The sequence below is a fragment of the Amycolatopsis sp. cmx-11-12 genome (assembly GCF_046269425.1).
Taxonomy (GTDB): domain Bacteria; phylum Actinomycetota; class Actinomycetes; order Mycobacteriales; family Pseudonocardiaceae; genus Amycolatopsis.
The window spans coordinates 124,246-151,202 of the sequence record NZ_JADNQM010000009.1 but is presented as its reverse complement, the minus strand read 5'-3'; the positions used below and the strand labels follow the sequence as shown (position 1 = coordinate 151,202).

General features: G+C 68.3%; 24 protein-coding genes. 13 read left to right on the top strand and 11 right to left on the bottom strand.

Annotated features, from left to right (window positions below; all coding sequences use genetic code 11):
• Nucleotides 1-98 precede the first annotated feature (98 nt).
• Entirely contained in the window at nt 99-1,112 is a 1,014-nt protein-coding gene (locus ACLARN_RS15250; protein WP_409492039.1) for a YncE family protein, read from the top strand.
• A complete protein-coding gene (locus tag ACLARN_RS15245; protein WP_016334446.1) occupies nt 1,109-1,330 on the top strand; it encodes a DUF5703 family protein in 222 nt (73 codons plus the stop codon). The genes ACLARN_RS15250 and ACLARN_RS15245 overlap by 4 nt, the downstream gene beginning before the upstream one ends.
• Here ACLARN_RS15245 and ACLARN_RS15240 read toward each other — a convergent pair.
• The 4 genes from ACLARN_RS15240 to ACLARN_RS15225 are packed head-to-tail and all read right to left on the bottom strand — an operon-like array spanning nt 1,323 to nt 4,904.
• Nucleotides 1,323-2,066 (bottom strand): SRPBCC domain-containing protein, encoded by a 744-nt coding sequence (locus ACLARN_RS15240; protein WP_409492038.1) that lies wholly within the window; start codon nt 2,064-2,066, stop codon nt 1,323-1,325. The two genes, ACLARN_RS15245 and ACLARN_RS15240, sit on opposite strands and share 8 nt — an antisense overlap.
• On the bottom strand, nt 2,067-2,663 hold the full coding sequence (locus ACLARN_RS15235) for a winged helix-turn-helix domain-containing protein (RefSeq protein ID WP_409492037.1): 597 nt from the start codon (nt 2,661-2,663) through the stop codon (nt 2,067-2,069).
• 40 nt (nt 2,664-2,703) lie between these two features.
• Nucleotides 2,704-3,582, bottom strand: a complete 879-nt coding sequence (locus ACLARN_RS15230) for an alpha/beta fold hydrolase (RefSeq protein WP_409492036.1) — start codon at nt 3,580-3,582, stop codon at nt 2,704-2,706.
• Nucleotides 3,582-4,904, bottom strand: coding sequence for a M20/M25/M40 family metallo-hydrolase (locus ACLARN_RS15225; RefSeq protein ID WP_409492035.1), 1,323 nt, complete (start codon nt 4,902-4,904; stop codon nt 3,582-3,584). Before ACLARN_RS15225 ends, ACLARN_RS15230 begins: the two co-directional genes overlap by 1 nt.
• Nucleotides 4,905-5,265: 361 nt before the next feature.
• Here ACLARN_RS15225 and ACLARN_RS15220 point away from each other — a divergent pair, with 361 nt between their 5' ends.
• From ACLARN_RS15220 to ACLARN_RS15190, 7 genes are all read left to right on the top strand, one after another.
• On the top strand, nt 5,266-8,136 hold the full coding sequence (locus ACLARN_RS15220; protein WP_409492034.1) for a type 2 lanthipeptide synthetase LanM family protein: 2,871 nt from the start codon (nt 5,266-5,268) through the stop codon (nt 8,134-8,136).
• A 13-nt stretch (nt 8,137-8,149) separates the two neighbouring features.
• Entirely contained in the window at nt 8,150-8,344 is a 195-nt protein-coding gene (locus ACLARN_RS15215) for a hypothetical protein (protein WP_409492033.1), read from the top strand.
• Between the two features lie 89 nt (nt 8,345-8,433).
• A complete protein-coding gene (locus tag ACLARN_RS15210) occupies nt 8,434-11,322 on the top strand; it encodes an ATP-binding protein (protein WP_409492032.1) in 2,889 nt (962 codons plus the stop codon).
• Between the two features lie 3 nt (nt 11,323-11,325).
• A complete protein-coding gene (locus ACLARN_RS15205; RefSeq protein WP_409492031.1) occupies nt 11,326-11,565 on the top strand; it encodes a glutaredoxin family protein in 240 nt (79 codons plus the stop codon).
• Nucleotides 11,562-11,771, top strand: a complete 210-nt coding sequence (locus tag ACLARN_RS15200; protein ID WP_409492030.1) for a ferrous iron transport protein A — start codon at nt 11,562-11,564, stop codon at nt 11,769-11,771. Before ACLARN_RS15205 ends, ACLARN_RS15200 begins: the two co-directional genes overlap by 4 nt.
• A gap of 255 nt (nt 11,772-12,026) precedes the next feature.
• Complete coding sequence (locus ACLARN_RS15195) at nt 12,027-12,719, top strand: hypothetical protein (RefSeq protein WP_409492029.1); 693 nt, start codon at nt 12,027-12,029, stop codon at nt 12,717-12,719.
• Nucleotides 12,716-13,411, top strand: coding sequence for a hypothetical protein (locus ACLARN_RS15190; RefSeq protein ID WP_409492028.1), 696 nt, complete (start codon nt 12,716-12,718; stop codon nt 13,409-13,411). Before ACLARN_RS15195 ends, ACLARN_RS15190 begins: the two co-directional genes overlap by 4 nt.
• Before the next feature lie 15 nt (nt 13,412-13,426).
• On the opposite strand, the gene ACLARN_RS15185 is transcribed toward ACLARN_RS15190, so the two are convergent.
• From ACLARN_RS15185 to ACLARN_RS15175, 3 genes are all read right to left on the bottom strand, one after another.
• On the bottom strand, nt 13,427-14,731 hold the full coding sequence (locus tag ACLARN_RS15185; RefSeq protein WP_409492027.1) for an aldehyde dehydrogenase family protein: 1,305 nt from the start codon (nt 14,729-14,731) through the stop codon (nt 13,427-13,429).
• 286 nt (nt 14,732-15,017) lie between these two features.
• Nucleotides 15,018-17,354: a chitobiase/beta-hexosaminidase C-terminal domain-containing protein gene (locus ACLARN_RS15180; RefSeq protein WP_409492026.1), complete on the bottom strand. Its 2,337-nt coding sequence runs from the start codon at nt 17,352-17,354 to the stop codon at nt 15,018-15,020.
• A 188-nt stretch (nt 17,355-17,542) separates the two neighbouring features.
• Nucleotides 17,543-17,998, bottom strand: coding sequence for a hypothetical protein (locus ACLARN_RS15175; RefSeq protein WP_409492025.1), 456 nt, complete (start codon nt 17,996-17,998; stop codon nt 17,543-17,545).
• Nucleotides 17,999-18,174: 176 nt separating this feature from the next.
• On the opposite strand from ACLARN_RS15175, the gene ACLARN_RS15170 reads away from it, so the two are divergent.
• The 3 genes from ACLARN_RS15170 to ACLARN_RS15160 all read left to right on the top strand — a co-directional run bounded on the left by ACLARN_RS15170 (nt 18,175) and on the right by ACLARN_RS15160 (nt 20,580).
• The gene (locus ACLARN_RS15170) at nt 18,175-19,005 is read left to right on the top strand and encodes a peptidoglycan-binding protein (RefSeq protein WP_409492024.1); all 831 of its coding nucleotides are present in this window, start codon (nt 18,175-18,177) and stop codon (nt 19,003-19,005) included.
• Nucleotides 19,006-19,126: 121 nt separating this feature from the next.
• The gene (locus tag ACLARN_RS15165; RefSeq protein WP_409492023.1) at nt 19,127-19,750 is read left to right on the top strand and encodes a cyclodeaminase/cyclohydrolase family protein; all 624 of its coding nucleotides are present in this window, start codon (nt 19,127-19,129) and stop codon (nt 19,748-19,750) included.
• Nucleotides 19,747-20,580 (top strand): bifunctional 5,10-methylenetetrahydrofolate dehydrogenase/5,10-methenyltetrahydrofolate cyclohydrolase, encoded by an 834-nt coding sequence (locus ACLARN_RS15160; protein ID WP_409492022.1) that lies wholly within the window; start codon nt 19,747-19,749, stop codon nt 20,578-20,580. The genes ACLARN_RS15165 and ACLARN_RS15160 overlap by 4 nt, the downstream gene beginning before the upstream one ends.
• Here ACLARN_RS15160 and ACLARN_RS15155 read toward each other — a convergent pair.
• On the bottom strand, nt 20,561-21,154 hold the full coding sequence (locus ACLARN_RS15155; protein ID WP_409492021.1) for a TetR/AcrR family transcriptional regulator: 594 nt from the start codon (nt 21,152-21,154) through the stop codon (nt 20,561-20,563). The two genes, ACLARN_RS15160 and ACLARN_RS15155, sit on opposite strands and share 20 nt — an antisense overlap.
• 113 nt (nt 21,155-21,267) lie before the next feature.
• On the opposite strand from ACLARN_RS15155, the gene ACLARN_RS15150 reads away from it, so the two are divergent.
• Nucleotides 21,268-22,008: a class I SAM-dependent methyltransferase gene (locus ACLARN_RS15150; RefSeq protein ID WP_409492162.1), complete on the top strand. Its 741-nt coding sequence runs from the start codon at nt 21,268-21,270 to the stop codon at nt 22,006-22,008.
• Between the two features lie 43 nt (nt 22,009-22,051).
• Here ACLARN_RS15150 and ACLARN_RS15145 read toward each other — a convergent pair whose 3' ends face one another.
• From ACLARN_RS15145 to ACLARN_RS15135, 3 genes are all read right to left on the bottom strand, one after another.
• Nucleotides 22,052-23,503, bottom strand: a complete 1,452-nt coding sequence (locus tag ACLARN_RS15145) for a cellulose binding domain-containing protein (RefSeq protein WP_409492020.1) — start codon at nt 23,501-23,503, stop codon at nt 22,052-22,054.
• Complete coding sequence (locus tag ACLARN_RS15140; protein ID WP_409492019.1) at nt 23,500-25,803, bottom strand: cellulose binding domain-containing protein; 2,304 nt, start codon at nt 25,801-25,803, stop codon at nt 23,500-23,502. Before ACLARN_RS15140 ends, ACLARN_RS15145 begins: the two co-directional genes overlap by 4 nt.
• A gap of 602 nt (nt 25,804-26,405) precedes the next feature.
• Nucleotides 26,406-26,771: an RNA-binding S4 domain-containing protein gene (locus ACLARN_RS15135; RefSeq protein ID WP_409492018.1), complete on the bottom strand. Its 366-nt coding sequence runs from the start codon at nt 26,769-26,771 to the stop codon at nt 26,406-26,408.
• Nucleotides 26,772-26,957 lie beyond the last annotated feature (186 nt).

Below are 26,957 nucleotides of genomic sequence, written 5' to 3'. Positions count from 1 at the left end.
GGATTAGGTGACTGTTGGGTGACACAGACGTGACGCGGTGGGGTTCCTGGGGGATGCTGGACAGGTCCGTTCGACGAATAGCAGGTGGAGGCACCAAGGTGGGTCGGCTGTCCGCCGTTTCCCGGATCGCGATCCCGCTCGCCGGTGCCCTGGTGCTCTCGTCCTGTAGTACGGACGACACCCCGAACGACACCTTGCAGGTCGTGCAGAACCCCGTCGCGGTGACAGCGGCGGTCTCCCCCGCCGTGATGGTCAAACCCGCGGGTTCGGTGTTCGCCGGGCCGGGAGTGAAGGCGCTGGTCACCGATGAGGCGACCAAGACGCTCGTCGTCGCGGTCTCGGAGCCGCCTTCGCTGCGCATCTACGATCTCGCCTCCCTCGACGCCCCGAAGACGACCGTGGCCTTGCCCGGTCCGGCGGAGCGGCTCACGGTCTCCGGTTCGCAGGTGCTCGCCAGCGTTCCCGGCAAGAGCGTCCTGGCGAAGGTCTCCCTGCCCGGCGGCGCACTGGAGACGGTCCCGGTCGCGGGGCAGCCGTCGGCAGGGCTCACCGACGGCGACGCGACGCTGGTCTCGGTCCGCGACCGCAAGACTGTCGAGGTGCTGTCTAAGAACGCGGGCCCGAAGAGCATCACCGGCCAGCTCTACAGCGCCGACGACGTCCTGAACACCGGTGACGGCGTGGTCGTCCTCGACAAGCTGCGCACGGCCCTGTTCTCGGTCGACCTGGCCGAGGGCAAGATCGGCGAAGGCCTGCGCGCGGGCGACGGCGCGGCCAACGCGGTCACCGACGACCTCGGGCGCGTCTTCGTCACCGACGCGCGAGCGGGCGCGCTGCTGGCGTTCTCCACGACGCCGCTGTTGCTGCGCCAGCGTTACCCCGTCCCCGGCGGGGCGTACGGCATCGCCTACGACCGCACCCGTGGCCTCGCCTGGGTCACCCTCACCGAACGCAACGAGGTCGTCGGCTTCGACGTCCGCGGCGGGGAACCGATCGAGAAGCACCGGTTCCCCACGCTGCGGCAGCCAGATTCGGTCACCGTCGACGAGCAGGGCGGCCGCGTGGTCGTCGGCTCGGCCATCGGAGAAGGGATCCAGGTGATCACGCCATGACAGTGGTGGACGAGGCGGTGGTCGAAGGGGATTGGGAGTACCGGCGGCTGCAGTTGCCTCCCGGTGTTTCCAGGCGGGCGGCGGCGACACAGCTGTCGATCCACGCCGAGTTCGCCGGCTGGGAGCTCTCGACCGTCCGGCTCTACTCCGATGGGACGCGGAGGGTGTGGTTGCGCCGCAAGCGCACCGCCACACCCCTGCCCGGCCTGATCACCTGAACACGCGGGCGAGCCAGTCCGCCCAGATCTTCTCCTGCTTTTCGGGGTCGACCTCGCCGAACAGGTGATGCATCGCGACCATCGGCCCCCGGAAGCCGCGGACGAACCGGAGGAGCGCGTCCGGGGTCCGGATCCCGACCGTCTGCTCGTTCGCCAGGTAGACCTCTCCCTCCACAGTGGACACCGAGCCGGTCGACAGCCGGACCCGGTCCCCCGTTTCCGGCCGCCCCGCCAGGCCGAGTTCCCTGCCGAGCGTGAGCCACGCGCGATCCCAGTCTTCGATCATCGGACCGAACACCGTCAGCGGCTCGGCCCTCCGCCCCGGGAACGTGGTCAGGTACTCGATCAGCGTGCGGAAGAACAGCTCGCCGCCCGCGGTCATCGCCTCGAACTCGTCTTCCCAGTCGTCGCCGGGGAGGAAGCCACTCGTCACGGTCCGCAGTACGGTACTGGCGCCGGCGCGGCCCTCGATGAGGAACTCGTAGGCGACGAACCGCCCGTCCGGCCCGGGTTCCGTGCCGTAGACGAGCCGTTCCAGCGGATCCCACGCGGTGATCGCCGACGAGGGTTCGTAGCCGCCGAACGCGGTCTTCACGGTGCCACCGACACCGCCGTCGACCTCGTTGCGCCCCATGAACCACGACGTGATCCCCTGGCCGGTCGCGATCGCGTCCCAGACCTGCTCCGGCGTCGCGTCGATCTCGAGGCGGTCGGTGACTTCGAATTCGTGGCCCATTCAGTGCTCCTCGGGCTCGGGTTTGACGCTCGGGTGGACGGCGACGACGATCCGGTGGTCGCGGCCCTGCTCGGCGCCTTCGTCGTGGTATTTGCTCACGAGGTTCGTGATCGCGACGGTGAGTTCCTCGGCGAACGCCGCCCTGTCCTCGGCGGAAGAGAACCGCACCTCGCCGTCGATCGCGAAGGTGGCGACCCGCTTGCGTGCCTTGGTCGAACCGGTGATCAGCACGCCGACGTCGCGCACCAGTCTGCCCGCCACCGCGAGCAGCCAGCGCGCGGAGAGCCGGTCCGGAGACTGGGCCGGGTCGGGCTGCACCGCGGACAACGCGGTCGGCGAGATCACGTAGGACGACGCCGTCGCGCGCATCATGCGCTCGGTGACGTTGCCCTTGCGCCGCTCCTCGACGAGCTCGACCAACCCGTGCTTCTCGAGCGCGCGCAGGTGGTAGTTCACCTTCTGTCTCGGCAGGTCCACCCGCCCGGCCAGCATCGTCGCCGACGCCGGTTCGGCGAGTTCGGCGAGCAGCCGGGCCCGGACCGGGTCCAGCGAAACTTCGGCCGCTTCCGCGTCCTCGATCACCGCTACGGAGAACATGGCATGAAGGTGCCACCGAAAAGAGAAGTTGTCAAGGAAGCTAGGTTTGTCGGCGGGCCTGGTTCGCCAGGGCCAGAAGGCGCGGCACCACCTGCGGCGCGGCCTCCAGCGGGACGACGTGCCCGACACCGGGCAGCACCACGGACGTCCCGTTCTCCACCGCACCCGCCAGTTCCTCGACGTCCGCCGTGGGCACGAGCTTGTCGCGCTCCCCCACGATCGCGGTCACCGGCACCGCGCCGACCTGCGACAACGCCGATTCCCGCGTGTAGGCGTCCAAGGCTGGCCGGAACGCGGACACCGTCTGCGGCCAGTTGCCGCGGATCATCCGCACGGTCAGTTCGACGTCGCCGGGTACCGGGTCGTCCCCGAAGAGCCACCAGCGCAGCCCGGCGGTCACCGCCTTGCTCGTATGCTCGCGCACCAGGCCGATCAGCTTCGTCCCGAAGACCATTTCCAGGTCCCGGCCGAGTTTTCCGAGCGCGTTCGGCCAGATCGCGTCCGGCGTGACACCGCCCGCCGACATGGCGAGCAGCCCGATTCCCGCCACCCTCGCCGCGAAGACGTCCGGGTGGCGCTGGGCGAGCGACAGGATCGCGAGGCCGCCCATGTCGTGGCCGACCAGGACGACCCGGCCGTCGGGAACCACCTTGTCCAGCACCTCGGCCAGGTCGTCGGCGAGGTGCCCCATGGTCGCCGACGCCGGCCGGACGTCGCCGGATTCGCCGTGCCCGCGCTGGTCGTAGGCCAGGACCGCGATCGGCTCCTCCCCGGCTTCCGCCAGCACCGGCGCGACGGCACGCCAGCTCCGCCTGTCGAGGGCGTACCCGTGGAGGAGAACCACGGTCACCGGTGCCGACGGCTCACCCCAGCGCTCGAAATGCAGGGGTGTTCCGTCGGCGACCAGCAGACCGGGCATCAGACTGAGCGGAGGAAGCGGTCGAGCACGCGCACGCCGAACTTCAGCGCGTCGACCGGGACCCGCTCATCGACCCCGTGGAACAGCGCCGAGAAGTCGAGGTCCGCGGGCAGCTGCAACGGGGCAAACCCGAAGTTGCGGATCCCGAGGGACTGGAACGACTTCGCGTCCGTGCCACCGGAGAGCATGTACGGAAGTGTGCGAGCGCCAGGGTCCTCGGCGAGGACCGCGTTGGTCATCGCGTCGACGAGGGCGCCGTCGAAGGTCGTCTCGACCGGCGGCAGCTCCATCCACTCCTTCTCGATGTCCGGGCCGAGGATCTCCTCCAGCTCGGCGTTGAAGGCTTCGAGACGGCCGGGAAGGATCCGGCAGTCGACCGAAGCCTCCGCGACCGAGGGGATGACGTTGGACTTGTAGCCCGCGGTGAGCATCGTCGGGTTCGCCGTGTCGCGCAGGGTCGCGCCGATCATCCGGGAGATGTTGCCGAGCTTGGCGACGGAACCCTCGATGTCGTCCTCGGGGAAGTCCCAGCCGGTGATCTCGGTGACGCCGTCCAGGAACTCGCGGACGGAGTCGGTCATGACCAGCGGGAAGCGGTGGTTGCCGAGCCTGGCGACGGCCTCGGCCAGCTTGGTGACGGCGTTGTCGCGGTGGATCATCGAGCCGTGGCCCGCGGTGCCGCGCACCCGCAGCTTCATCCAGCGGATGCCCTTTTCGGCCGTCTCGATGAGGTACGCGCGGACGTTGTCCTTCAGCGTGATCGAGAAACCACCGACCTCGCTGATCGCCTCGGTGACGCCCTCGAACAGCTCGGGCCGGTTCTCGACCAGCCACTGCGCGCCGTACTTACCGCCCGCCTCTTCGTCGGCGAGGAACGCGAAGACGAGGTCACGCGGCGGAACGATGCCGTTGATCTTGTAGTGGCGGGCGAGCGCGAGCGCCATTCCGCACATGTCCTTCATATCGACGGCGCCGCGGCCCCAGACGTAGTCGTCCTGGATCGCGCCGGAGAACGGGTGCACCGACCACTCGGAAGCGTCGGCGGGGACGGCGTCGAGGTGACCGTGGATCAGGAGCGCGCCCCGCGACGGGTCGGCGCCCGGCAGCCGGACGATGACGTTGTGGCGGTCCTTGCCGCCCGACTCGACATAGGTGATCTCGTAGCCCGCGTCGGTGAGCTTCTCGGCGACGTACTCCGCCGCGGCGCGTTCACCGACGAGTGTGTCGGGATCACCCGTGTTGGTGGTGTCGATGCGGATCAGTTCACTGGTGAGGGTGACTGCCTCTTCGGCGGCTGCTTCGATCAGATTCGGTTCGGTCACCAGGCATTCCTACCATTGGTGGGCCGCCCCGACCCGTCACGACCGCCGCGTGGACACATGTGAAGACCCACTCCCGCGGCGCGGGCCGCACCCCCAGTGAACCGGCCCGCGCCCGGCATCGCGGCGATCCCCCTACGATCGCCCCGACTCCCCCGCCACCAGACCATGGTGTGCCCGGGACCGGTCCCGGCGCATGGGTACCGGGACCCCATATTCAGGGGCGACGGGTCACTCCTCCTACCGCAAGTAGTCGACTACTTGCGGTAGATGAGCGTCACTCTCCGGGCACCTTCGTGCGTGCGCTGAATGTGGGGGACGCACCCCCATGTGCGGGCACCGCCGAACTGAAAGCATCACTGCTGTGACGCCCCAGCCATCGGCGACGTCCCTGCTGCTGAAGTGGTGGGTGCACGGCCAGACCCCGCGCGAACGGACAACGGACAAGCCCGCATGGGCCGACTTCGCCGAACACGCTGTCACCGCGCTTCTGCCGGAGCGCCCCCCAGTCGGTGACTGGCGTCTCGCGTTCGCCGGGGTCTTCAGGTCGTTCGTCGAGACCGCCTACCGTGAAGCGGTTCCCGATGGACTCGCCGACGCGGACGTCGGCGCACTCCGCCGGGGCTTCGCGGCTCAACTCGACCAGCATCTGCTCAAGCTCTCTGTCCGCACCCTGGTCCTCGAACTCCACCGGGCCCGCAAGGCCGGGACCCTCCAGGGCGAAACGCCTGAAGAACGCTTCGCGGACTTCGTGCGGCAGCAGTCCACTCCGGCCGGGCTCGTCCGGCTGTTCGGCGAGTACCCGGTTCTGGCCCGGCTGATCGCGCAGGCCTGTCTCCACGCCGCCGAAGCCCATGCCGAGATGCTGACCCGCTTCTCCGCCGACGCCGCCGCTCTCCCTTGCTCGGTCGCGGACGGTGAACTCGGCACGCTCGTCGAGGTCGCGGGCGGGATCGGCGACTCGCACGCGCGAGGACGTTCGGTCAAACTGCTCCGCTTCTCCAGCGGCGCCAAGGTGATCTACAAACCCCGCCCGCTGATCCTGCACGAGCGTTTCACCGAGGTCGTCGAACGGCTCAACAAACGACTTCCCGGCCTCGAACTGCGGACCGCCGACGCACTTCCGCGCGACGGCTACGGCTGGCTGCGGTTCGTCGAGCACCGGCCGTGCGCCGACATCGCCGACGTCGACCGGTTCTACCGCCGCCAGGGCATCCTGCTGGCGCTCCTGCACGCGCTCGACGCCACCGATGTGCATTACGAGAACATCATCGCGAGCGGCGACCAGCCGGTGCTGATCGACATCGAGACGCTCTTCCAACCCTCGCCCGCCGTTCCGACGGACGGCGACCCGGCGGCCGCGATGCTGGCGCGATCGGTCCAGCGCACGTTGCTGCTCCCCCAGCTCTTCGCCGGGGAACACAGCGCCGTCGACATCTCCGGGCTCGCGGGCCGCGGCGGCAGGCTGCCCACCGACCGGGTCGATTGGGCCGATCCCGGCACCGACCGGATGCGGCTGGTCCGCGTGCCCGGCGAACTCGCGGGTGGGAACAACCTGCCGCGCCTCGACGGCCGCGACATCGCCCCGGTCGAGCACAGTGCGGCGTTGCTGGCCGGATTCCGGCTCGGCTACGACGCGATCTCCAGCGCGCGGGACGAACTCGCCGAGCATCTCCGGCGCTGCGCCGAAGACCCCACCCGGGTGCTCATCCGGCCGACGAACTTCTACTTCCGCCTGCTGGACGAGACCACCCATCCCGACCTCCTGCGCGACGCCGCCGACCGTGACCACGCGTTCGACCTGCTGGAAGAAGACTCGGCGGGCGAGGAGAAGCTCCTCCGGCTCGTGCCGCACGAGCGGGCCGACCTGTGGGCGGGCGACGTCCCGATGTTCACCTCGAACCCCGGCTCGACGTCGCTGCTGGATTCACGCGGCGACAGCGTCGAGGGCGTCGTCGACCGGCCGTCGCTGGACACCGTGCTCGCGAAGGTCGCCGACATGGACCCGCTCGACCAGCGCGACCAGGAGTGGCTGATCTCGGCCACCCTCGCCATCAGCACGGCGACCGCCGGGCAGCACAGTGGTGGCGAGACCGTCGAAACGGCGGTGCCGAACCAGGCGCCCGACGCGGAACGGCTGCTGGTCGCCGCGTGCGGGATCGCCGATCACCTCGTCGCCACCGCCTTCTCCGACGAACGCCGCTCCAACTGGCTCGGCATCGAACTCGTCGACGACCGCTACTGGACCGTGCTGCCGATGGGCGCGGGTCTCGGCGAGGGCTACTGCGGCGTCGCCCTGTTCCTCGCCCAGCTCGCCGAGCTGACCGGGATCGCGCGCTACCGCGACCTGGCCACGTATGCGATCACGCCGCTCCCCGGCCTCTTCTCCACGCTCCGGGCCGACCGTGAGCTGGCCGCCACAGCCGGCTGCGGAGGGCTCCTGGGGCTCGGCGGCGTCGCGTACACGATCGCCCGGCTCAGCACCCTGGTCGGCCTTCCCGCCGGAGACCTCATCGAACAGGCCGTCGAACTGATGCCCGACACCACCGCCGAGACGCCGTCCGGATTCACGACGGGACTCGCGGGCGGCGTCGCCTCGATGCGCTCGGTGTATGTCCAAACAGGACTGGAGACGGCGCTGACGCGAGCGGACCGCTACACCGAACGGCTGCTCGACCGCGAACGTCCACAAGGGACAGGTTTCGCGCACGGTTCCGCCGGGATCGACTGGGTCCTGCGGGCAGCCGACCGGACCGGCGAAGAACCGCCCGGAAAGGCGGACGATCGGGCGGAAAGCACCGGCGGCTGGTGCGACGGCCTCGCGGGTGCCACTCTCGGTCTGGCGGCTCACCTGCCCGATCCCGCCAGTGCCCTGGAACTGGACCGGACCGTCAAACGATTGTCCGACGGGGCACCCTTGCGGGATCTCAGCCTGTGCCACGGCGAGTCCGGAGTCTTGGAAGTGTTGTGCGTGCTGGCGGAGAACGGGCACACTGGCGCCGCCGCGGCGGTACGGCGGCGGACCGGGCATCTGTTCGCCGCCGTCGACCAGCGCGGTGCGCGCTGCGGGACCCCCGGCGCGATCCCCTCGCCCGGGCTGCTGAGCGGTCTGGCGGGCATCGGCTACGGGCTGCTGCGGCTGGGATTCGGCGACCGGGTCCCGTCCGCACTGCTGCTCCGCCCCGACCGGCCGCATCCGGCGGCCACCATCGTTCCGCCGTCAAACCGAGTATGAGGAGAAAACCCGAATGTACGAAAGAGATCTGCACGCCACCGAAGACGCCCTCGGCGCCGTGAACCTGCCGCGCGCCCTCGAGGTCGGCTCGCGCAACCACGCACTCTCGGGCAGCAAACCGCGGCTGAGCGCCAACCCGCTCGCCACCCTGTCCGGCGACCCCGGCTCGCCGTCCGTGGTCAGCGTCTTCACCGGCGGCTGGATCTGACAAAGTCTCACGAAGGCGGGCACGCGCCGCCCGCCTTCGTGATCAACTCTTCGCCGTAGCACGGGAATCCGCTCGCTATAGTCACGGCGGTGGGGATCCGTTCGTCGCGGGTGATCGGCCGCGACGCCGAACTGGCCGAGCTCTCCGGAGCTCTCGATCGCGCCATCGCCAGCCGCGGCGGCGCGATCTTTCTCGTGGGCGAAGGCGGAATCGGCAAGTCCCGGCTCGCCATCGAAGCGGCTTCGCGAGCGGTCGCCGCGGATATCCCGGTCCTCCAGGGCAGGGCCAGCTCGATCGGCCCGCTCGTCCCGTTCCGTCCGCTGACCCAGGCACTGCTCTCGCACTTCCGCGGCGGCGGCCCGCCAGAGGTGGCGGAACTCGACCCGTTCATCCCGGTGCTCGCCCAGCTCATCCCCGACTGGAGCCAAGGCGACCGGCCGCGGGAATCGGGCTCCCTGATGGTCCTCGCCGAAGCCGTGTTCCGGCTGCTGGCCGTCACCAGCCGAGACCGCGGCGCGCTCCTGGTCCTCGACGACCTCCAGGACGCCGACGCCGAAACGCTGTTCATCCTCGAATACCTCGTCGACAACCTGTCCGCGGCGCAGACCCTGTTCGTCGGCACGCTCCGCAACGAACCCTCCGACGCCCTCCACCTGGCGACCTCCGGTGCCCAGCGGATGAGCTGCGCGATCCTCGAACTCGGCAGGCTCGGCCTCGCCGACACCCGCAAGCTCGCCGCGGCCTGCCTGGAGACCGAACCGGGGTATCTGCCGGCGCCGGCGGCGGAACTGTTGTGGCGCAACAGCGCCGGTCTGCCGTTCATCGTCGAGGAGCTGCTCCACGGCATGGTGAACGACGGCCTGCTGGTCGAGAGCCGGGACGGCTGGCGCGTCATCGGCGAACTCCGCGCCCGCGTGCCCGCCGCGCTGGTCACCAGTATCGGCGTCCGGATAGAGCAACTCGGCGAACAGGCGGGTGAACTGCTGTCGGTCGCCGCCATCATCGGCCGCCGATTCCCGCTGTCGGTGGTGCAGACGGTCACCGGCATGAACGACCGGACCCTGCACAACCACCTGACCGCCGCGGTCTCGGCGAACCTGGTGACCACCGACGAGACGACGCCGGGCTGGTACGCCTTCCGCCATCCGCTGACCGCGGAAGCGCTGCTGGAGCGCCAGTCCCCGGCGCGGAAGGCGGCGCTCGCCCGTCAGGCCGCCGACGCCGTCGAGAAGCTGTACCCGGGACTGCCGGGCGATCTGTGCGCGCTCGTCGCGTCGCTCCGGCTGACCGCGCTGGACGAACGGGCGGCGGGTCGGCTGTTCGCCGAAACCGGTCGTCGCGCCCTCGATGCCGGTGCCGCGGACTCCGCGGTCACGATGCTCACCAAGGCCGTCGACCTGCTCGCCGGGGCCGACGCGGGTGATCGTGCCGAGGTGCTGGAAACGCTGCTGTACGCACTGGGGCAAACCGGCCAATTCGACCGCGCCGTCGAGCTCTCCGCCGGATTCGGCGAGATCGGGACACTCGAACGAGCCGCCAAACTGCACACCCAGCTGGCGTGGGCCGCCTACATCGCCGGACGGCACGACGAATGCCTCGGCCAGATCGAACGTGCCCGCGCTCCCCTCGGTTCGGCGATCTCTCCCGCTCAGCAGGCCGCGCTCGACGCCGTCGAAGCGAACCTCTGGCTCGACGTCCCCGGCCGGGCCGGCACGGCGGAACGGCTCGCGCGCCAGGCGTGGAAGGTGGCCGAGGAGACCGCGCAGCCGTTCGTCGTCTGCCAGGCGCTCCAGGTGCTCGGCATGCTCGCGCTGTCGCGGGACCTCACCGAATCCGAGCACTACATGCAGCTCGCGCGGCGGACCGCCGAGGACAACCACCTGCACCACCTCCGCACCCAGGCGCTGGTCCGGCTCGGCGGGCATCGCGTGCTGATGACCGGCGACGAGCAGACCCTGCTGCTCGCCCGCGCCGACGCGCAGCGGACCGGATCGATCACGCTGCATTGCGCGGTCGACTCCGTGCGCACCATGCACGCGATCCTGCGCAGCGAGTTCGAGACCGCGCACGCGCTGCTGGACGAGAACCTCGCCGTACTCGGCAGGCTCCGGCTGACCGCGCTGCTGCACTACGCGCATATGACCAGGGCGATGTCGGCCGGGCACCGGGCGGACCGCCCGGCGATGGAACAGGCGCTCGAGGACTTCCGGGAGAGCGGCGGCGAGAACGCGCAGGAGATGGTGCTGAGCATCGGGCTGGCGCGGGTCTTCTGCTCACTGCTCGAGGAGGACTTCGACCGGGCACGCCGCGAACTCGCGCAGGTGACCGAACTGGAGGACCGGCGGCCGAGCCGGTTCCACCTCGCCGGGCAGCACGGGCTCAGAACGCTCGTCGACACCCTCGGTGGCGCCGCGTGCCCCGAGGACGGAGCCGCCGTGAGCGGGATGCGGTGGAACCGGCAGTTCGTCGAATTCGCGCACGCCGTCGAGCACGGCAGGCGAGGCGACGCGACCGAAGCCGAGCGAGCGGTGGCCGCCGCACTGGAGACGTCGGCGCCCTACCCCCTTGCCCGGCACCTCGGCCTCCGGCTGATCGCCGAACCGGCCGCCGCCGACGGCTGGGGCGATCCGACAGGTTGGCTCAAGCAGGCCGAAGAGTACTTCCACGGCCGGGACATCCAGGCGGTCGCGGCCACCTGCCGGAGCCTGCTCCGCAAACTCGGCGCGCCCGTCCGGCAACGCCGTGCCGGTGTCGACCGCGTCCCCGGCGACCTGCGCGCGTCCGGCGTCACCGTGCGCGAGTACGAGGTGCTGGTGCTGCTCGCCGAGCGGATGGGCAACAAGGACATCGGCGCCCGGCTGCACATCTCCCCCAGGACGGTCGAAAAACACGTCGCGAGCCTGCTAGCCAAGACCGGGCTCGCGGACCGTTCGGCCCTCGCCGAACGCGCCGCCGGACCGCGACCTGGCATGCTGTGATCCATGAGCGACCTCACCGTGTACGGCGCCGGCTGGTGCCCCGACGTGAAACGCAGCCGCGCCCTGCTGGACGCCAAGGGTGTCGAGTACGACTACATCGACGTCGAGGCGGACTCCGGCGCCGAAGAGACCGTGCGAGCACTGCAGAACGGTGAGCGGCGGATCCCGACCCTCGTCTGGCCGGACGGCACCCACCTGGTCGAACCGAGCGACGACGAGCTCACCGCGCACCTGAACCGATGACCCTGCCGGACGTCCCGGTCGGCACGCGAGTTGTCGTGCGCTACCGAATCGAAGGCGGGTTCACCGACGCGCTCGGCTACCTGCGCTCCCGCGACGACGCGGAATGCACCGTCGAAACCAAACGCGGTCTCGCGACGATCCGGCTGGCGGACATCGTGCTGGCGAAGACGGTTCCACCGCCGCCGGTGCCGCGTTCCGCCTCGTGAGGGGCGAGGCCGATGTCCCCAATGCCACATTTGAGACGCTGAGCGTCTCAAATGTGGCATTGGGGACATCGCAGTTCAGGCGGTGCGGTGAGCCGGACGTGTGGGTCCGCCGACCCGAACCGACAGCCTTGTTGATCGCGATCCGGTAACTTTCGGAAATCGACATCGCCGGGTAAATAGCTCTGCGTAACGAGCAGGCCGCCACCTCCGACTTCCTGGCACTTGACATTACAAGCGAAGCCGGGCGGAGGTTCGATGACGCAGAAGACGCTTACGACCAAAGGCGGGTCGACCGTACTGCTCGCCGACCTGACACGAGACGAACCAGAACTCACCGCCACTCCGCGGTTTGCGACGCATGATGATGTTCCGAGCGTTCTGCACAGGTTAGAACAGGTCGCACAACGGATGCGGCTTGATATTGACCATCTGGTCTCGTGGCTCGAATGGCTTGCCGACGAACAATTCACAGCGCCCCAACCGAGTCGGCTGACAACCAGGGAGCTCAACCTGCTGCATGACATGGGGATCACAGACGTCAAGGCGCCCCCGTGGCAAGAACGTTCTTCCCTCAGGGCAGCAGCCGAATACTCGAAGCTGGTCGAATCGAGCTACACGATCGCCGAGGCCGCAGAGCAAATAGGATGCAACCGCACAGAGATCATCGCCCGACTCAAGGACAGGTCGATCTTTTCCATCGACGTCTTCGGAATACGCAGAATTCCTGTTTTCCAATTCACCGAAGCCGGGTATATAAGCGGCCTTGAAGACGTACTGCCAGCACTGCCTCCGGATCTGACAGTCTTGGAAGTGGTGGGGTTCCTGAACAATCCCACGGTTGAGCTGGAGTCTCGCGGACGGACGTGGACACCGCTGCAATGGCTTAAGGAGGGATTCGACAGCAGCATAGTGGTCACCATGGCCAACGAATTCGGAATGTGGCCATGAGTGAAAATCTGCCGCTGCCCCGCCGCGACCACTTCCCGATCCTCACGGAGCGACATCTCAAGCTCATCGACCCAGACGAGCCTCTCGCCCGCGCCTACTTCCGGCGTGGCCCGTATCCGGCAAACTGGAACGCGTTCCGCTTCTATGGGCCGGTGCACGCCCGGTTCGACCACCATCCGCCGCCGGCGGGGCCTCATCCGCGTCGCGGGATCATGTACGGCGCGCCCCACGATCAAGCGACCCTGCACACCTGCCTGCTGGAACTGTTTCAGAAGACACGGAGAGTCAACCGACATCGCCACGATCCACACTTCACAGTGTTCAGGACAAAGCGATCACTGTTCCTATTGGATCTGAATTCATCCTGGATCACTTCCGCAAGAGGAAATTCGGCAATCTTCAGTGGCAATCACGATCTCGCCAGACGATGGTCGCGAGAAATCTACCTGCATTACCGAGGGCAGAACGCCGTCTATCTGAACCAGGAAGGCGAGCGTCAAGTGAGATCTCTCGACGGCCTCCTTTATCAATCTTCCCTCCGCCCTTTGCACCCGTGCCTGGCTTTGTATGAACGAGCGCGAGACGCGATCCCGAAGACCCCATTGTTAGATATCCCATTGGCCGACTCCAGTCTCGACAGACCGATGGAATCACTGTCAGAAGTCGGACTCGAACTGGCTGGACCGTTCTAGTCGACGAAGCGACCCTCAGGCGAGCGGCTTGTCCAGCACGGCCTTTACGTGGCTGAAGTTGTCGATCGAGTAGCGGCCGTGATAGCGGCCCATCCCGCTCTCCCCGACCCCGCCGAACGGCAGGTCGGGCGCCGCGAGGTGGATGATCGCCGCGCCGAACACCAGCCCGCCCGACGACGTCTCCGTCTCGATCCGGCGCTTCGTCTCCTCCGACTCGGTGAAGGCGTACAACGCCAGCGGCTTGTCGCGTGCGTTGACGAACGCCAGCGCCGCGTCGACGTCGGGGACGTCGATGATCGGCAGGATCGGACCGAAGATCTCGTCTCGCATCACCGGAGCATCCGGAGAGACGTCGGTGAGCACGGTGGGCGCGATGTACTTCTCGCCACGGTCGGCCTTGCCACCGACGACCGCGGTTCCGTTGTCCAGCAGCGCGGCAAGCCGGTCGTAGTGCCGGGTCGAGATGATCCGGCCGTAGGAGTCGCTGGTGGCCGGGTCCGTGCCGAACATTCCTTCGACGGTCTCGGCCAGGTGCTCCGCCAGCTTCGGGCCGGTGCCACCGATCGCGAGGACGTAGTCGGGCGCGACGCAGGTCTGGCCCGCGTTGGCGAACTTGCCGTAGGCGAGCCGCTGCGCGGTCACGGCGAGATCCGCGCCCGGCACGACGATCGCCGGGCTCTTCCCGCCCAGTTCGAGCGTGACCGGCGTGAGGTGTTTCGCGGCCGCGGTCATGACGATCCGGCCGACGGTCCCGTTCCCGGTGTAAAAGATGGTGTCGAACTTCTGGTCCAGCAACGCCGTCGTCTCGGGGATCGCCCCCTCGACGACACGCACGCCTTCGACGTACTTCAGCAGGTGCTCGGCGATCGCGGCCGAGGTGTTCGGAGCCAGCTCACTCGGCTTCACGACCGCGCAGTTGCCTGCCGCCAGTGCCCCGACCAGCGGCGCGAGCACCAGTTGCAGCGGGTAGTTCCACGGCCCGATGATCAACGCCACTCCGAGTGGTTCGCGCACGACGCGACCACTCCCCGGCCGCAGGGGCTCGGGGATGTCGGCGGGCTCCGGGTTCAGCCAGGAGTCCAGGTTCTCCAGCGTGTGGTCGATCTCGTTGCGCACGAGCGCGATCTCCGCGCGCTTGGCCTCGACGGCGTTCTTGCGCAGGTCGGCGTAGAGCGCCTTGAGGAAGACGTCCTCCTGTTCGGACAGGAGCGTGCGCAACCCCATGAGCTGCGTCCGCCGCCACGCCACCGGTTTGGTGACACCGGAACGAAAGAGTTCGCGCAGGTCATCGACGACGGTGGGCGCATTACTGCTGATCATGAAACGGAGCCTAACCGCTCACCGAGGCGGTCGCCGGACGCGGCGCAGTATAGGGCGTTATACGCCTGCCGGCCGCAAGTAGTCCCCTACTTGCGGTCGGGTAACGGCGGGGGAAGAGCTGGACGTGGACCCAATGTGGCATTGGGTCCACTCAACGCCCCCAATGCCACATTGGGTCCACTCGCCACACCCTGCCGCAAGCCCGCGCGAAGGCCCCCTTCACGCGGCTCAGCCGAGGGAAGGGGGCCTTCACGCGCTTCAACAGCAGTCTCGTGAGCGGCAACCGCTACGGGTAACTGACCAGGTTGCTCGGCGTCGTTCCCGGCGGGGTCACCGCCCCCGCGTCGTTGATCACGTGGGTGATGGTCCCCTTGTAGTTCAGCGACACCGTCACCATGTTGTGGAACCGGACGCCGGAGCGGTTCGGCACCTCGAACGCGTGATACAGGTTCACCGCCGGGTTGTCGTTGAAGAAGCAGTAGCTGCCAAGGCCCCACGCCTCGTGCGTGGTCACGTTGTCCCCCACCTTGTAGGCGGCGTATCCGTTGAGCCCGTTGGGACTCTTCCACCCGGCCTGATCCGGGACGTCGTAAGGGATCTCGTTCTGGAAGAAGATCGTCCTGCCGTTCTGGCCGTTCCAGATCACCTGGTATTTCTGATAGTGCTCGACGAACAGACCGGTCGCCAGCACGTTGTCGCCGTTGACGACCACGCCGGTGTCGCCGGTGTTGATCGTCCAGCCGTAGGTACCGGCGTTGCCGTGGTCGGCCCGCCAGGCCCAGATGTGGTCGAGGATCGTGTCACGGCTGTTGACGATCAGGCTGTTCGTCGCCTTTCCCGCGATCTGACCGCCGATCCGGAAGAAGACGTCCTGCAACGTGGTCGGGTTGGCCGAGTGGTTCGCCGTCGAGCCCGCCGGGCCGACGGTGAGCAGCGACTGCGAGTTGGTCGTGCCGGCGTCGAACAGCAGGCCCTTGAGCCGCACACCGTCCACATCGGCGACCCGCATCGCGTCGACGCCGTTGTCGGGCACCAGTGTCGGGTAACCGATGCCGAGGACGACAGTGTTGGCCTTGCTCACGTTCAGCGTCTGGTTGAGGTGGTAGACGCCGGGCGTGAAGAACAGGTTGCAGCCCTGGGAAAGCGCGGTGTTGATCGACGACGCCGTATCCCCCGCCTTCACCACGTAGAACTGGCTCATCGGCAGCGAGCTGCCCGGCGTGCTGCCGCTGGCCCAGCTCGGCCCGGAAGCGTTGGTGCGCAAGGAAGGCAGGAACACGCGGTACTTGCCGGAGCCGTCGAGGTAGAGATACGGGACGTCGCGAGACACCGGCGTAGTGCCGAGCGTCGTCTCCGGCGGGTTCGGGAAGGTGTTGGCCGGGGCACCGTTCGTCCCGGAGAAGACCATGTTCCAGACGCCACCCTCCCAGCTGCCGTAGCCGCTGTCTCGGGTGTACCACTGCTGCTGCGAGATCGACGCGGTCTTACCGGAAACCTTGCTGTCGGCCGTGTATCCACCGCTGGCGAAGCCATAGCTGGCCGGGAAGAGGTTCAGGCCGCCGCGGATGTCCATCCGGCGGAACGGCGCGGCCTGTGCGACGGCCCAGCGGGTCGCGCCGCTGCTCGGGACGACGGCGAGGTTCTCCGTCGAGCGCCAGAAGTTCTGCAGCGCCACGCCCTTGTCCGACTCGTTGAAGGCGTCGACGGTCACGTCACCGTTGATCACGACGTCGCCCGGGTTCTGCCCGAGACCGGCGACGGAGGTGTAGTAGCCGACGTCGTCGTGGATGCCGCTGTAGACACCGGGCTTGAACAGGTGCGCGTACCGGCGTTCGGTGAACTGCGCGGTCAGGGTGTCCTTCTGCTGGTTGAAGTCCGCGTCCAGTCGGGTTTGGATCGACTGCGCCGACATGCCGGGGTCGAAGATCCGCACGTTCGGGCCGAAGTTCGGGACGTCGGCCTGGGCCGGGCAGGTCGCCTGTGTCGTTCCGATCGTGTAGCTCGCCGATGCCACCGAGGAGTTGGCCGAGCCCGCCTTCAGCGCGATCGCGGAAACCGTGGAGGAGGCCGAGACCGTGATCGGCCCGGTGTACACAGTGGACGACACGGTCGGCGTGGAACCGTCCACTGTGTACCGGATGGTCGCGCCGGCGGTCGCGGTCGACAGCGTCACCGAGCGGGCACTCGGATAGCTGCCGCCGGGCGGGTCGAACGTCGGCGTGGCGACGGTCGTGCCGCTGCCGCCGTGCGTGTAGCCGAAGTGCGGCGTGTCGTACTGCGGCCCGCTCTTCTCGTAGGTGAACCAGTAGTCGAGCACCGTGCCGGTGGCGAGCGAACCAACGGTGTGCCGCCACGTGCCGCCGCCGTCGGTCATGCGGACGTTCTGCTGCCCCACGCCCGGAACGCCGGTGTAGTGGAGATCGACGTACCTCGCGGTCGTAGCCGGCGTGAAGGAGAACTGCGCCTGAGTCGCATTCAAGGACGCGGCGCTCTGGCTGTAGTCGGCGGCCGCGGCGGCGGTGGCACCGACGAGACCAGCTGCGATCAGGAGCGCGGAGAGGCCAAGGGCGAGCACGCCCCGGCCCCCTTTCCGTCGTCTGGGCTGCACAAGGATTCGGTTCACGTCGTGACACCTCCGGCGTTGGAAATCCACGGGCGAAGCAATTCGTTGCGCGCCACAACAAAGTAACCGTCCGGGCGATATGTCCAGATCACGCTTCGGTAACAGTGGTGGTCCAAACCACTGACTAGCCCCGACGGCTCCCACCGGATACGGCCGTCCTGCCGCCCGGCTACACCCATTCGGCCTCTTCAGGCGTCCGGGACGACGTACAGCGTCGAAGCTTCCCCGCCGTGCATGGCACTCAGGCTGGTCCGGCACGCCAGCAGCACTTCGCGGTTCGCGGCCGTGTCCGGCGGGACGCCGCAGCCGTCGCAGGAGAGTTCGACCGATCCCGGGATGGTCTCGTCGACCTCGACGACGACCGTGCGATCGCACCGGCGGCACCAGCGGTGCCCGGTCACGACGACGATGTGCATCGGATCGGAGATGCACTGATGCACCCAGCACCGGTGCACGTAGCAGGTGGTCCGGACGTGCACGCTCAGTCCGTGTTCCTCCGCCACGTCTTCGGCGGCGAGGATCGCGGCCAGCCGTCGATCGACGATCTCGCCGTACCGGTCCCGTCTTCGTGGTGGAGGTGCGGAGTCCGCCGGGGCGAGCAGTCTGAGATGAGCCCGTGAGGGTGGCGAAGTACGTAGCACCATATGGGTCTCGACCTTTCGGCGTCCACGGGAAGTCATATCAGGTCACGCCGGTTTTTCGCCGGAGTGACACCCGACCGGGCGATAGGAAGACCGGGGGCGGTCGCGTTTGTACGGACCTTGTACTCGCGCTGCTCATGCTGGCCGGACAACGGGCGAGTTCGTTCAGGAGGCAGGAATTGTTGACCAAGGTAGCCGTGCTCGCGACAGCGACCGCGCTCTCTTTCGGCGTGGCCGCACCGGCCAGCGCCGAAGTGACCGCGGCCGCGTTGCCCGCGGCCAGCATGGAAGCGGTGCTCAAGGCCGCGCAGATCGACCCGCGCCGGGCTGACAGCGCCTTGACGCCGGGCGCGAAGGACAGCGTGCAGCTGGTCGAGCAGGCGCTGGCCGCCAAGGGACTGCTCGACCAGCAATACGTCGACGGCCACTTCGGCACATCGACGATCACGGCGTATTCCAGCTATCAGAAGTCGTTGGGGTACACCGGGATCGACGCCTCCGGCCTGCCGGGTAAGACGTCGCTCGAGAAGCTGGGCGACGGCCGGTACACCGTCACCGCGACGGTCTCGGCGGGTAGCCGCCTGACCTACCACGGCAAGGCGATGAACACCCGCACCAAGGCGATGCTGGTGAAGGCGGAGGGTCTGCTCGGCAGGCAGCTCACCATCACGCAGGGCTCGTACAACCCCGGTGGCGTCGGCGCTTCGGCCGGGACGCACGACGGTGGCGGCGCGCTGGACATCGGCGTCGAGGGGATGTCCTCGGCCACGCGGACCGACGTCGCGCGAAAGCTGCGTCAGGTGGGCTTCGCGGCCTGGATCCGGACTCCGGCCCAGGGTTTCGCCTACCACATCCACGCGATCGCACTGTCCGATCCGGACCTGTCGTCCGGCGCGCAGCACCAGGCCGGTGACTACTACCTCGGCTACAACGGCCTCGCCGGCCGGGGTTCCGACGACGGCCCCGCCGTCTCGCCGAAGCTCACCTGGGAGGAGTACCAGCGCGCGTGACCCGCTTCCCGAAGGCCACCTTTCGTCGATGATCATCGACGAAAGGTGGCCTTCGGGCCGTCCGGGAAGCCCCGGGTAGGCTTCGGCGCGACGGCAAAACCAGCGGGAAGGGAACAATCGCGTGGAGGCTCAACCGGTCGGTCAGTGGCTCGACGAGCTGGCTTCGAAGGCCTCGACGCCCGGTGGTGGCGCGGCGGCCGCGATGAACGCCGCCGTAGGTGCCGCCCTGGTCTCCATGGTGTGCAACCTGACCATCGGCAAGCCGAAGTACGCCGAGCACGAAGCGACGATGACCGAAGCACTGGCCAAGGCCGAAGACCTCCGCGGTCGCGCGCTCGGCCTCGCCGCCGACGACGCCGCCGCGTTCGACGCGGTGGTCTCCGCGTACAAGCTCCCGAAGGCCACCGACGAGGAGAAGCAGGCCCGCAGCGCCGCGATCCAGGCCGCACTGGTCGGTGCCGCCGACGTCCCGCTGCGGACGGCCGCCCTCGCCGCCGAGGTCATCGACGTCGCCGCCTCGATCCTCGAAGGCGCCAACACCAACGTCATCTCCGACATCGCGGTCGCCGCCTCCTCCGCCAAGTCCGCGCTCGAGTCGGCCGTGGTCAACGTCGAGGTCAACCTCGCGTCGATGGCCGACGAGCAGCTGCGCAAGGAGACCGAGACCCGCCTCGCCGAGCACACCCCCGCCGCCGGGCGCGCCGACGCGCTCGTGGCCCAGGTTCGCGAGAGGATCGCCCGATGACGCTGATCGACGGGCGCGCGATCGCCGCCGCCATCACCGCCGAAGTCACCGAGACCGCCGCCAAGCTGCGCGAATCGGGCACCGCCCCGACACTGGCCGTGCTCGTGCCGACCGACGACGACGCCACCGCCTGGTACGTGCGCTCGATCGAACGTGCCGCGAAGAAGGTCGGCGTCGACTGCCGGGTGGTCCAGCTGGAGAAGCCGACCGGCGAGGACGTCACGCGCGAACTCGACAAGCTGTCCGTGGACCCGGCGGTCCACGGCATCATCTGCCAGACCCCGCTGCCCGAGGGCGTGACGCTGGACGACGTCGGCGCGCACATCGACCCGCGCAAGGACGTCGACGGTGCCAACCCGGTCAGCCTCGGCCGCCTCACCGCGGGCCTCCCGACCTACGCGCCCGCCACCGCCGCCGCGGTGCTGGAGATCCTGAAGCGGGAGCAGGTCGCCCTGTCCGGCGCCCAGGTCGCCGTCGTGGGCCGCTCGACCGTGGTCGGTAAGCCCGCCGCGCTGCTGCTGCTCGGCGAGAACGCGACAGTGACCGTCTGCCACTCCCGCACCAAGGATCTCGCGGCGGTCACCAAGACCGCCGACGTCCTGGTCGTGGCTGTCGGCCGCGCGCACTTCGTCGGCGCGGACCACGTCAAGCCCGGTGCCGTGGTGATCGACGTCGGAACCAACCCGACGGCCGAAGGCGGACTCGTCGGCGACGTCGACCAGGCCGCGGTCGAGGAGATCGCGGGCTCGATCACGCCGGTCCCCGGCGGCGTCGGCCCGGTCACGACGTCACTGCTGCTTCGGCACACCGTCACCGCCGCGCAGGCCTGATCCCGGAGCCGACGACGGCAGCAACCGTCTTCCGCACCTGCTCCGCCTCGGGGGCGGCGCCGGTGCGGTCGGCGAACAGCAAGTGCGTGGCGCCGATGAGCGTCGCCGCGAGCGTGTCGACGTCGGCGTCTTCGGCGATCCTGCCCTTTTCGCGTTCCGCCTTGAGATAACCGGCGATCATCACGGCGGCCTGGGTCAGCACCGGGACTCCGGCAGGCCATTCGCGGCGCAACCGGGCGCGCAGTTCGTCGCGGAAAATCACGAGCGGGACGATCGCGACCGCGACCGACTCGAACACCGCCGTGAGCGCCTCCGCCAGGTTGTCGACGACCGTTCCGGTACCGACGGCCTTCCGAAGGCTCTCTTCGTCCAGCTTCTCGACGCGGTCCAGCACGAACTCCGCGAGGAACGCGTCGAAGTTGTCGAAATGCCGGTGCAGCACGCCTTTCGCGCAGTCCGCCTCCGTCGTAACGGCACGGCTGGTGAGCCCGCTCGGCCCGTCCCGCAGCAGGACCCGTTCAGCGGCGTCGAACAACTGCGCGCGCACGGCGCGAAGAGCTACCCCGGTCGGCATACGGCTCCTTTGCGTTGACGAGTGGGCAAGTGCCCACTTAAGGTGGGCGCATGCCCACTCTACCTTCGGGGCGGGAGCCTCACCGGCATCGGCGGGCCGCGGAATCCTTCGGCGTGGACGTCGAACGCTACGACCGGACACGGCCCGCCTATCCCCCGGAACTCATCGACCACCTCGCCGCCGCCGCACCGGGCCGCGAAACCCTCGACATCGGTATCGGTACCGGGATCGAGGCGCGCCAGTTCCGGGCGGCGGGCTGTCGGGTCCTCGGCGTCGAACCGGACCCGCGGATGGCCGAGTTCGCCCGCCGGAGCGGGATCGACGTCGAGGTCGCGACGTTCGAAACCTGGGAACCGGCCGGCCGCCGGTTCGATCTGCTCGTCTCCGGCCAGGCTTGGCACTGGGTCGACCCGGTCGCGGGTGCCGCCAAGGCAGCCGAAGTACTGCCGCCCGGCGGACTTTTGGCCGCGTTCTGGCATGTGCCCGAACCGCCGGAGGAGGTCACGGATGCCTTGGCGGACGCGTACCGGCGGCTCGTGCCAGACGCCCCGATCGATCTCAAGAGTGTGCCGAAACAGCCCGCGGACCCGTACGGACCGATCCTCGCGAAGGCCGCCGACGGTCTGCGTGAAGCGGGCGGATTCGGCGAGCCGGAGCGAAGCCGCCACGACTGGGAACAGGTCTACACCCGCGACGAATGGCTGGACCAGCTCCCGACGTTCGGCTCGCTCACCTGGGTCGAACCTGTTGTCCGACAAGAGATTCTCGCCGAGGTCGGCGCGGCGATCGACGGGATGGGCGGCCGGTTCACCACCCGCTACGCCACCGTCGCGATCACCGCGATCCGGGGCTGACGACCGGTGGCGGAAGCCGCGCCGCTCCCGCCACCGGCGTCCGTCAAGGCGTGACGGGGATGTTGGTCAGCCCGTTCACCGCCCTCGACACGGTGTTGGACGCGTAGACGACGTTGGGCCGTTCCGCGCACTTCGACGTCGACGTGATCTTGATGGCGTACTGGCCGACGCCACCGAGATCGGACTTGTTGCCCCGCCAGACGTTCCCGCAGCCGTTCGGGAACGACGGGGTGGTACCGGGATTGTGCGTCTCGTAGCCGTTCGCGAACGTCCCCGGCGAGGCGAAGGTGCCGGTGTTGTCCTCGATGACGTAACCGAATCCCTTGACGTCGACCCAGGAATCGGCCGAGTTCTCCCCGGACACCCCTTGGCCGTCGAAGGTGTTGCCCCGGATGACACCGCCCTCGGTGCCTTCCTTGACGTCGATGCCTTCCGCAGCGACGTACGGTCCGATGTGGTTGCCGAGCACCTGGATCCGGTCGCTGCGGTCGACGCCGCCGGAGTTCCCGTGGCACGCCCAGTTCGAGTTCGCCGAACCGAGGTAGACGCCCTCGCCGTAACCCGCCTGCACGAGACCGGTGTGGCTGATCGTCGAGTCGCGGATGACGCTGTCGGCCGACGAACGCCGGAAGTGCACTGCCTCCTCGTCGATCCGGTGCACCCGCACGCCGTCGATCACGGTGTGGTGCGAGTTGTCGGCGACGATCCCCTTCTTCGACTCCTGCACGGTGAATCCCTGGAGGTGCCAATAGGGTGCGCCGTAGAGCCAAAGTCCGTACCCGGAGTCCCAGCCTGCCGTCGGCGCCGGACAAGAAGGCGCCTCGCCCGACGGGCCGTCGTTGATCAGGACCGCCGTCGACGGCCCGGTCACCGTGATCGGCGCACCGGCCGTCCCGGGTTTCGTGGCCACGAACGAACCCCGGTAGGTCCCGGCGGCCAGCCGGATGGTCTGACCTGGGCTCGCCGCGGCCAACGCCGCCTGAAGTTCCGCCGCCGTGTCCACATCGACGACGTCTCCCGAGGGAACGGTTGTGGTCGTCGGTGGCTGGCTCGTGGTCGTGGTGGTCGGCGGCGACGTGGTGGTGGTGGTCGGCGCCGCTCCCCCGCACGGGCTGCCGTTGACCGTGCATCCCGTCGGCAGGCCCAGCCCTGTGGTGTTGAAGCCGAAGGTCGCCGACCCGCCGGGTTTGATCGTGCCGTTGAAGCCGGCGTTGGTGACCTTGTAATGCTGCCCGGTCCTGGTGAGCACCGAACTCCACGACGTCGTGATAGTGGTGCCGGAAGGCAGATCGAACTCGATCGTCCACTGTGTACTGTTCGCGTCCCCGGCGTTGGCCAGCGTGTACTTCCCGCCGTACCCGCTGTCCCAGACCGAACCCTGGGCGAACGTGGCGGACAGGCTCGGCGCGGCCGCCTCCGCGGTGACGACGGCGCCGAACAGGCCCGCGGCCGACGCCGTGGCCGCGAGCGCGGCGAGCAGTCGTTTCCTCGTCATTCCATGCCTCCGCATTTCGTTCCGGCGATCGAGCACGCGACCGGAAGCCCCTGACCGGCGGCGTTGAACCCGAACGTCGCCGTGCCGCCGGGTTTGACGCTTCCGTTGTGCGTCGCGTTCCCGAATCGGTAGTGCTGGCCGGTCTTGGTCAGCACCGAACTCCACGAACTGCTGACCGTCGTCCCGGCGGGCAGGTCGAACTCGACCGCCCACGTCCCCACCGCGGCTGAACAGGTGTTGGTGATGGTGAAACCGCCGCCGTAGCCGCTGTCCCACACCGACTTACGGGCGAACGCCGCCGTCAGGCAGGTACCGGGATTCGGTGTGGTCGTGGTGGAGGTCTGGCCTGTCGACGAGGACGGCGGAGTCCCGTCGACGGACTTCAGGAACAGCGAAGACGCCGCATCGGTCTTGGTCGCGTCGACACCGTGCCCGCCGGTGTAGTCCCGCTGTTCGTTCTTCGCCCAGTCGGCAATCGGGGTGCCGCCGATGTCGAGGTGCTTGTACGCGGTGCCGTCCCAGCCGAAAACATAGACGCGGTGCCGGTCGGCGTAGAAGTCGTTATACGGCCCGCTCTCGCTGAGCTGTTTGGTCATGGCGTTGTTGAAGAACACGTTGCGGTAGCCGGAAGCACCCGACCACTTGACGGCCTTCTTGCCCGCGCCCCACCAGATCGGGTACCAGTTCGAGTCGTCGGGGCCGCCGCCGCCCTCCTCGCCGCAGTTGGCCCGGCAGTTCCCGGAGCGGTGCGCGTAGGGGACCTTGACCGTGTTGAGTTCGAAGAGGTTGTTGCGCTCCCAGCCGCCGTGCAGGTTCAGGTCGGAGTCGAACGAGTTGCCGATCACCACGTTGCCCGAGGCGGACCATTGGAAGGTGAAGTGCCGCAGCAGGGTCGAGGTGTTCCCGGCGTAGAGCGAATCCCAGACGCGGGAGCCGCGGAAGTAGCCGTTGCCACCCTTGCCCTTGTTCCACGAACCGTTGAGTTCGTTGTCGACGATCTGGAGGTTCTTGGCCTCCTCCGTGACGATCGGGTGCGACCCGGTCATATCCGCGCGGATGCCGCGGACCCACGAGTTCGCCGCCCACTTGAACACGATCCCGTGCATCTCGGCGGCGGGCGCCATGTTGCCGTAGTTGTTGTTCGCCTCCGCCGGGTTCAGGCCCGGCATGTCCTGCGTGAACCCGAGGTTCTCGAATCCGACGCCGAGCACCGGGTCGACCAGCGGAGCCGCCTTGGAGTCGTACGTGGCGCCGTCGATCGGGGCCGAACCGTCCGAAGTGGACGTGACCGGGACGTCGTACTCGAGCGGTTTGTCGAGGGTGATGGTGCGCGCGGCCGTGTCGAGCGCGGCGATCGTGAAGATCTGCTGACGCATGTGCATGTTCAGCAACGGGAACGTGGTCGGGGTCGCCTGCTGCTGCTCGTAGAACTTCTGCGAGTTGGCCGCACGGATGTTGACCAAGTTCCCGGCGGCGAGTGAGGTCAGGGCTCCGCTGCTCGCCAGATGGACGACGCGATCGCCCGTCCGCGCGGCGAACGCGGTGTCACCTGGTTTGCCCCGCAGCTTCACCCCGGCCTTCCAATGGACGTTGATCGTGCCTTCGAAGATGTCCTTGCGATTGGCGGGCGCCGACGCGTAGTCGCTCGCGTAGGACGAGTGCACTCCCCTGGCCTGGACACGGAACAGCCCTCGTCCCGGCCACAGCCAGCCGCCCTTGCCCGCCCCCGAAGTCATCCCGTCCTCGTCCCAGTCGGAGCCGTCCGGCGTGAGGGCGTCGTACAGCGTGTTCGTGTCGGGTTTGTAGACGAACTTCGTCGCGTCCTTGCCCGCGCCGCGCAGGATCAGGTAGTCGGCGTCGACGTGGATCTCGTGGGTGACGTCGAACCGCCCGGCGGGGAAGGTGATCGTGCTCAGTTTGGTGTAGCTCCCGGAGGGCGAGCAGGCGCTCTTGATGCCGTCGATCGTCGCCTGGATCCCCTTCGTGTCGTCTGCGCCGTCGTCGGGCTTGACGTTGTACTGGCTCGCCAGCTCCGCCGCGGTGACCTGGCAGGTGGCGTTCGGATTCACCTCACCGGAACCGGGCAGCGCGGCGCCGCCCCGGTATCCGGCCTTGGACCAGTCGTAGAGCCCCGCGACCGGCGCGCGGCGATTGGCCGCGCCGACGTCGAGGCCGGGCAGCGCGCCGGGACCCGGCGCCGCGGCCGCCACTTCGGGCGGTACCTGCAAGAGTGCGGCGGTGGCGACCACGGCGGCGACCGCCGGTAGGACGGCACGGCGAAGAGGACTTTTTCGGGACACCCGAAACCTCCGTGACGGACTGACGGAAGGTGTTGCGGCGTGTACACCCGGACCCCGTCTTTATAGTTCACGTCCCTGTCACGCGTCAACGGATGTGAATAACGTCCACGTATGTGAACATTCGAGGACGAGTCGTGAAGGCCTCCTTCCCTACCTTGAGAGCCAGGGTCCCGGCAAAGTCGAGGTCTTGCAGGTCAGGTGGCTGGTCGTTACCTGTGTGAGGCTGGCGATGAAGGAATTGGGCGTTGAGTGTCCTGATTCCTTCATGGAGCTTGATCAACAGGGGATCTGGGGCATGCCCTCAGAACCCGGCATATGCCCGAGTGGGGAGCATTCCGGACGTTGAACGTCCGGAATGCTCCCCACTCGGCCCTTGCGGGCACTAGCGATGTCAAGCCCGGATTACCAAGAGCACCGCTGACCAGCAGCTCTGCGACTTTGCCGGGCCCCTGACCTTGAGAGTAGGAAAGAAGGCCTTCACGGACTACCACCTCACCTCGAACCAAGGCGGCTCAGCCTTCCCGCAGCGCACGACAGCGTGCCCCCAATGCGGCATTGGGGGCACTCTTCCCTGCCTCTGCCGCAGCCAAGCCCGAGCCGACTCAGCCTTCCCCGGTACGGAAGCGGTCGAGCACCCGTCGCTCCCGCTTAGTCGGCCGTCCCGCGCCCCGCTCCCGTCGCGCGACCGGCACGACGGACTCGGGCGGCGGGGCGGGCGTCCTGTCGATGAAGCAGGTCGCGGCATCGACGGCGCCGACTCGCTTCTGGATCACCCGCGTCACTTCCAAGATCCGCGTGGTGTCGTTGACCCTGGCACGCACCTCGTCGCCGGCCACGACCGTGGTCGCAGGCTTGGCGGGTTTGCCGTTCACGCGGACATGGCCGCCACGGCACGCCGCGGCGGCGTCCGGACGCGTTTTGGTCAGCCGGACGGCCCACAGCCAGCGATCAACTCGAGTGGACTCCACAGCCGTACATAGTGGCCCATCCGCGCTCACGATGCCCACCCACCTGGCCCGAGCGTGAAGAAGAGAATCCACGCCATTATTGCCACCCGTCCGGGCGATAGGTATAACTTGTTCTAAATCCCTCAACGGTGAGGATGATCATATGAGCGACGAAACCATGCGGAGCAGTTCATCGGGACGATTATC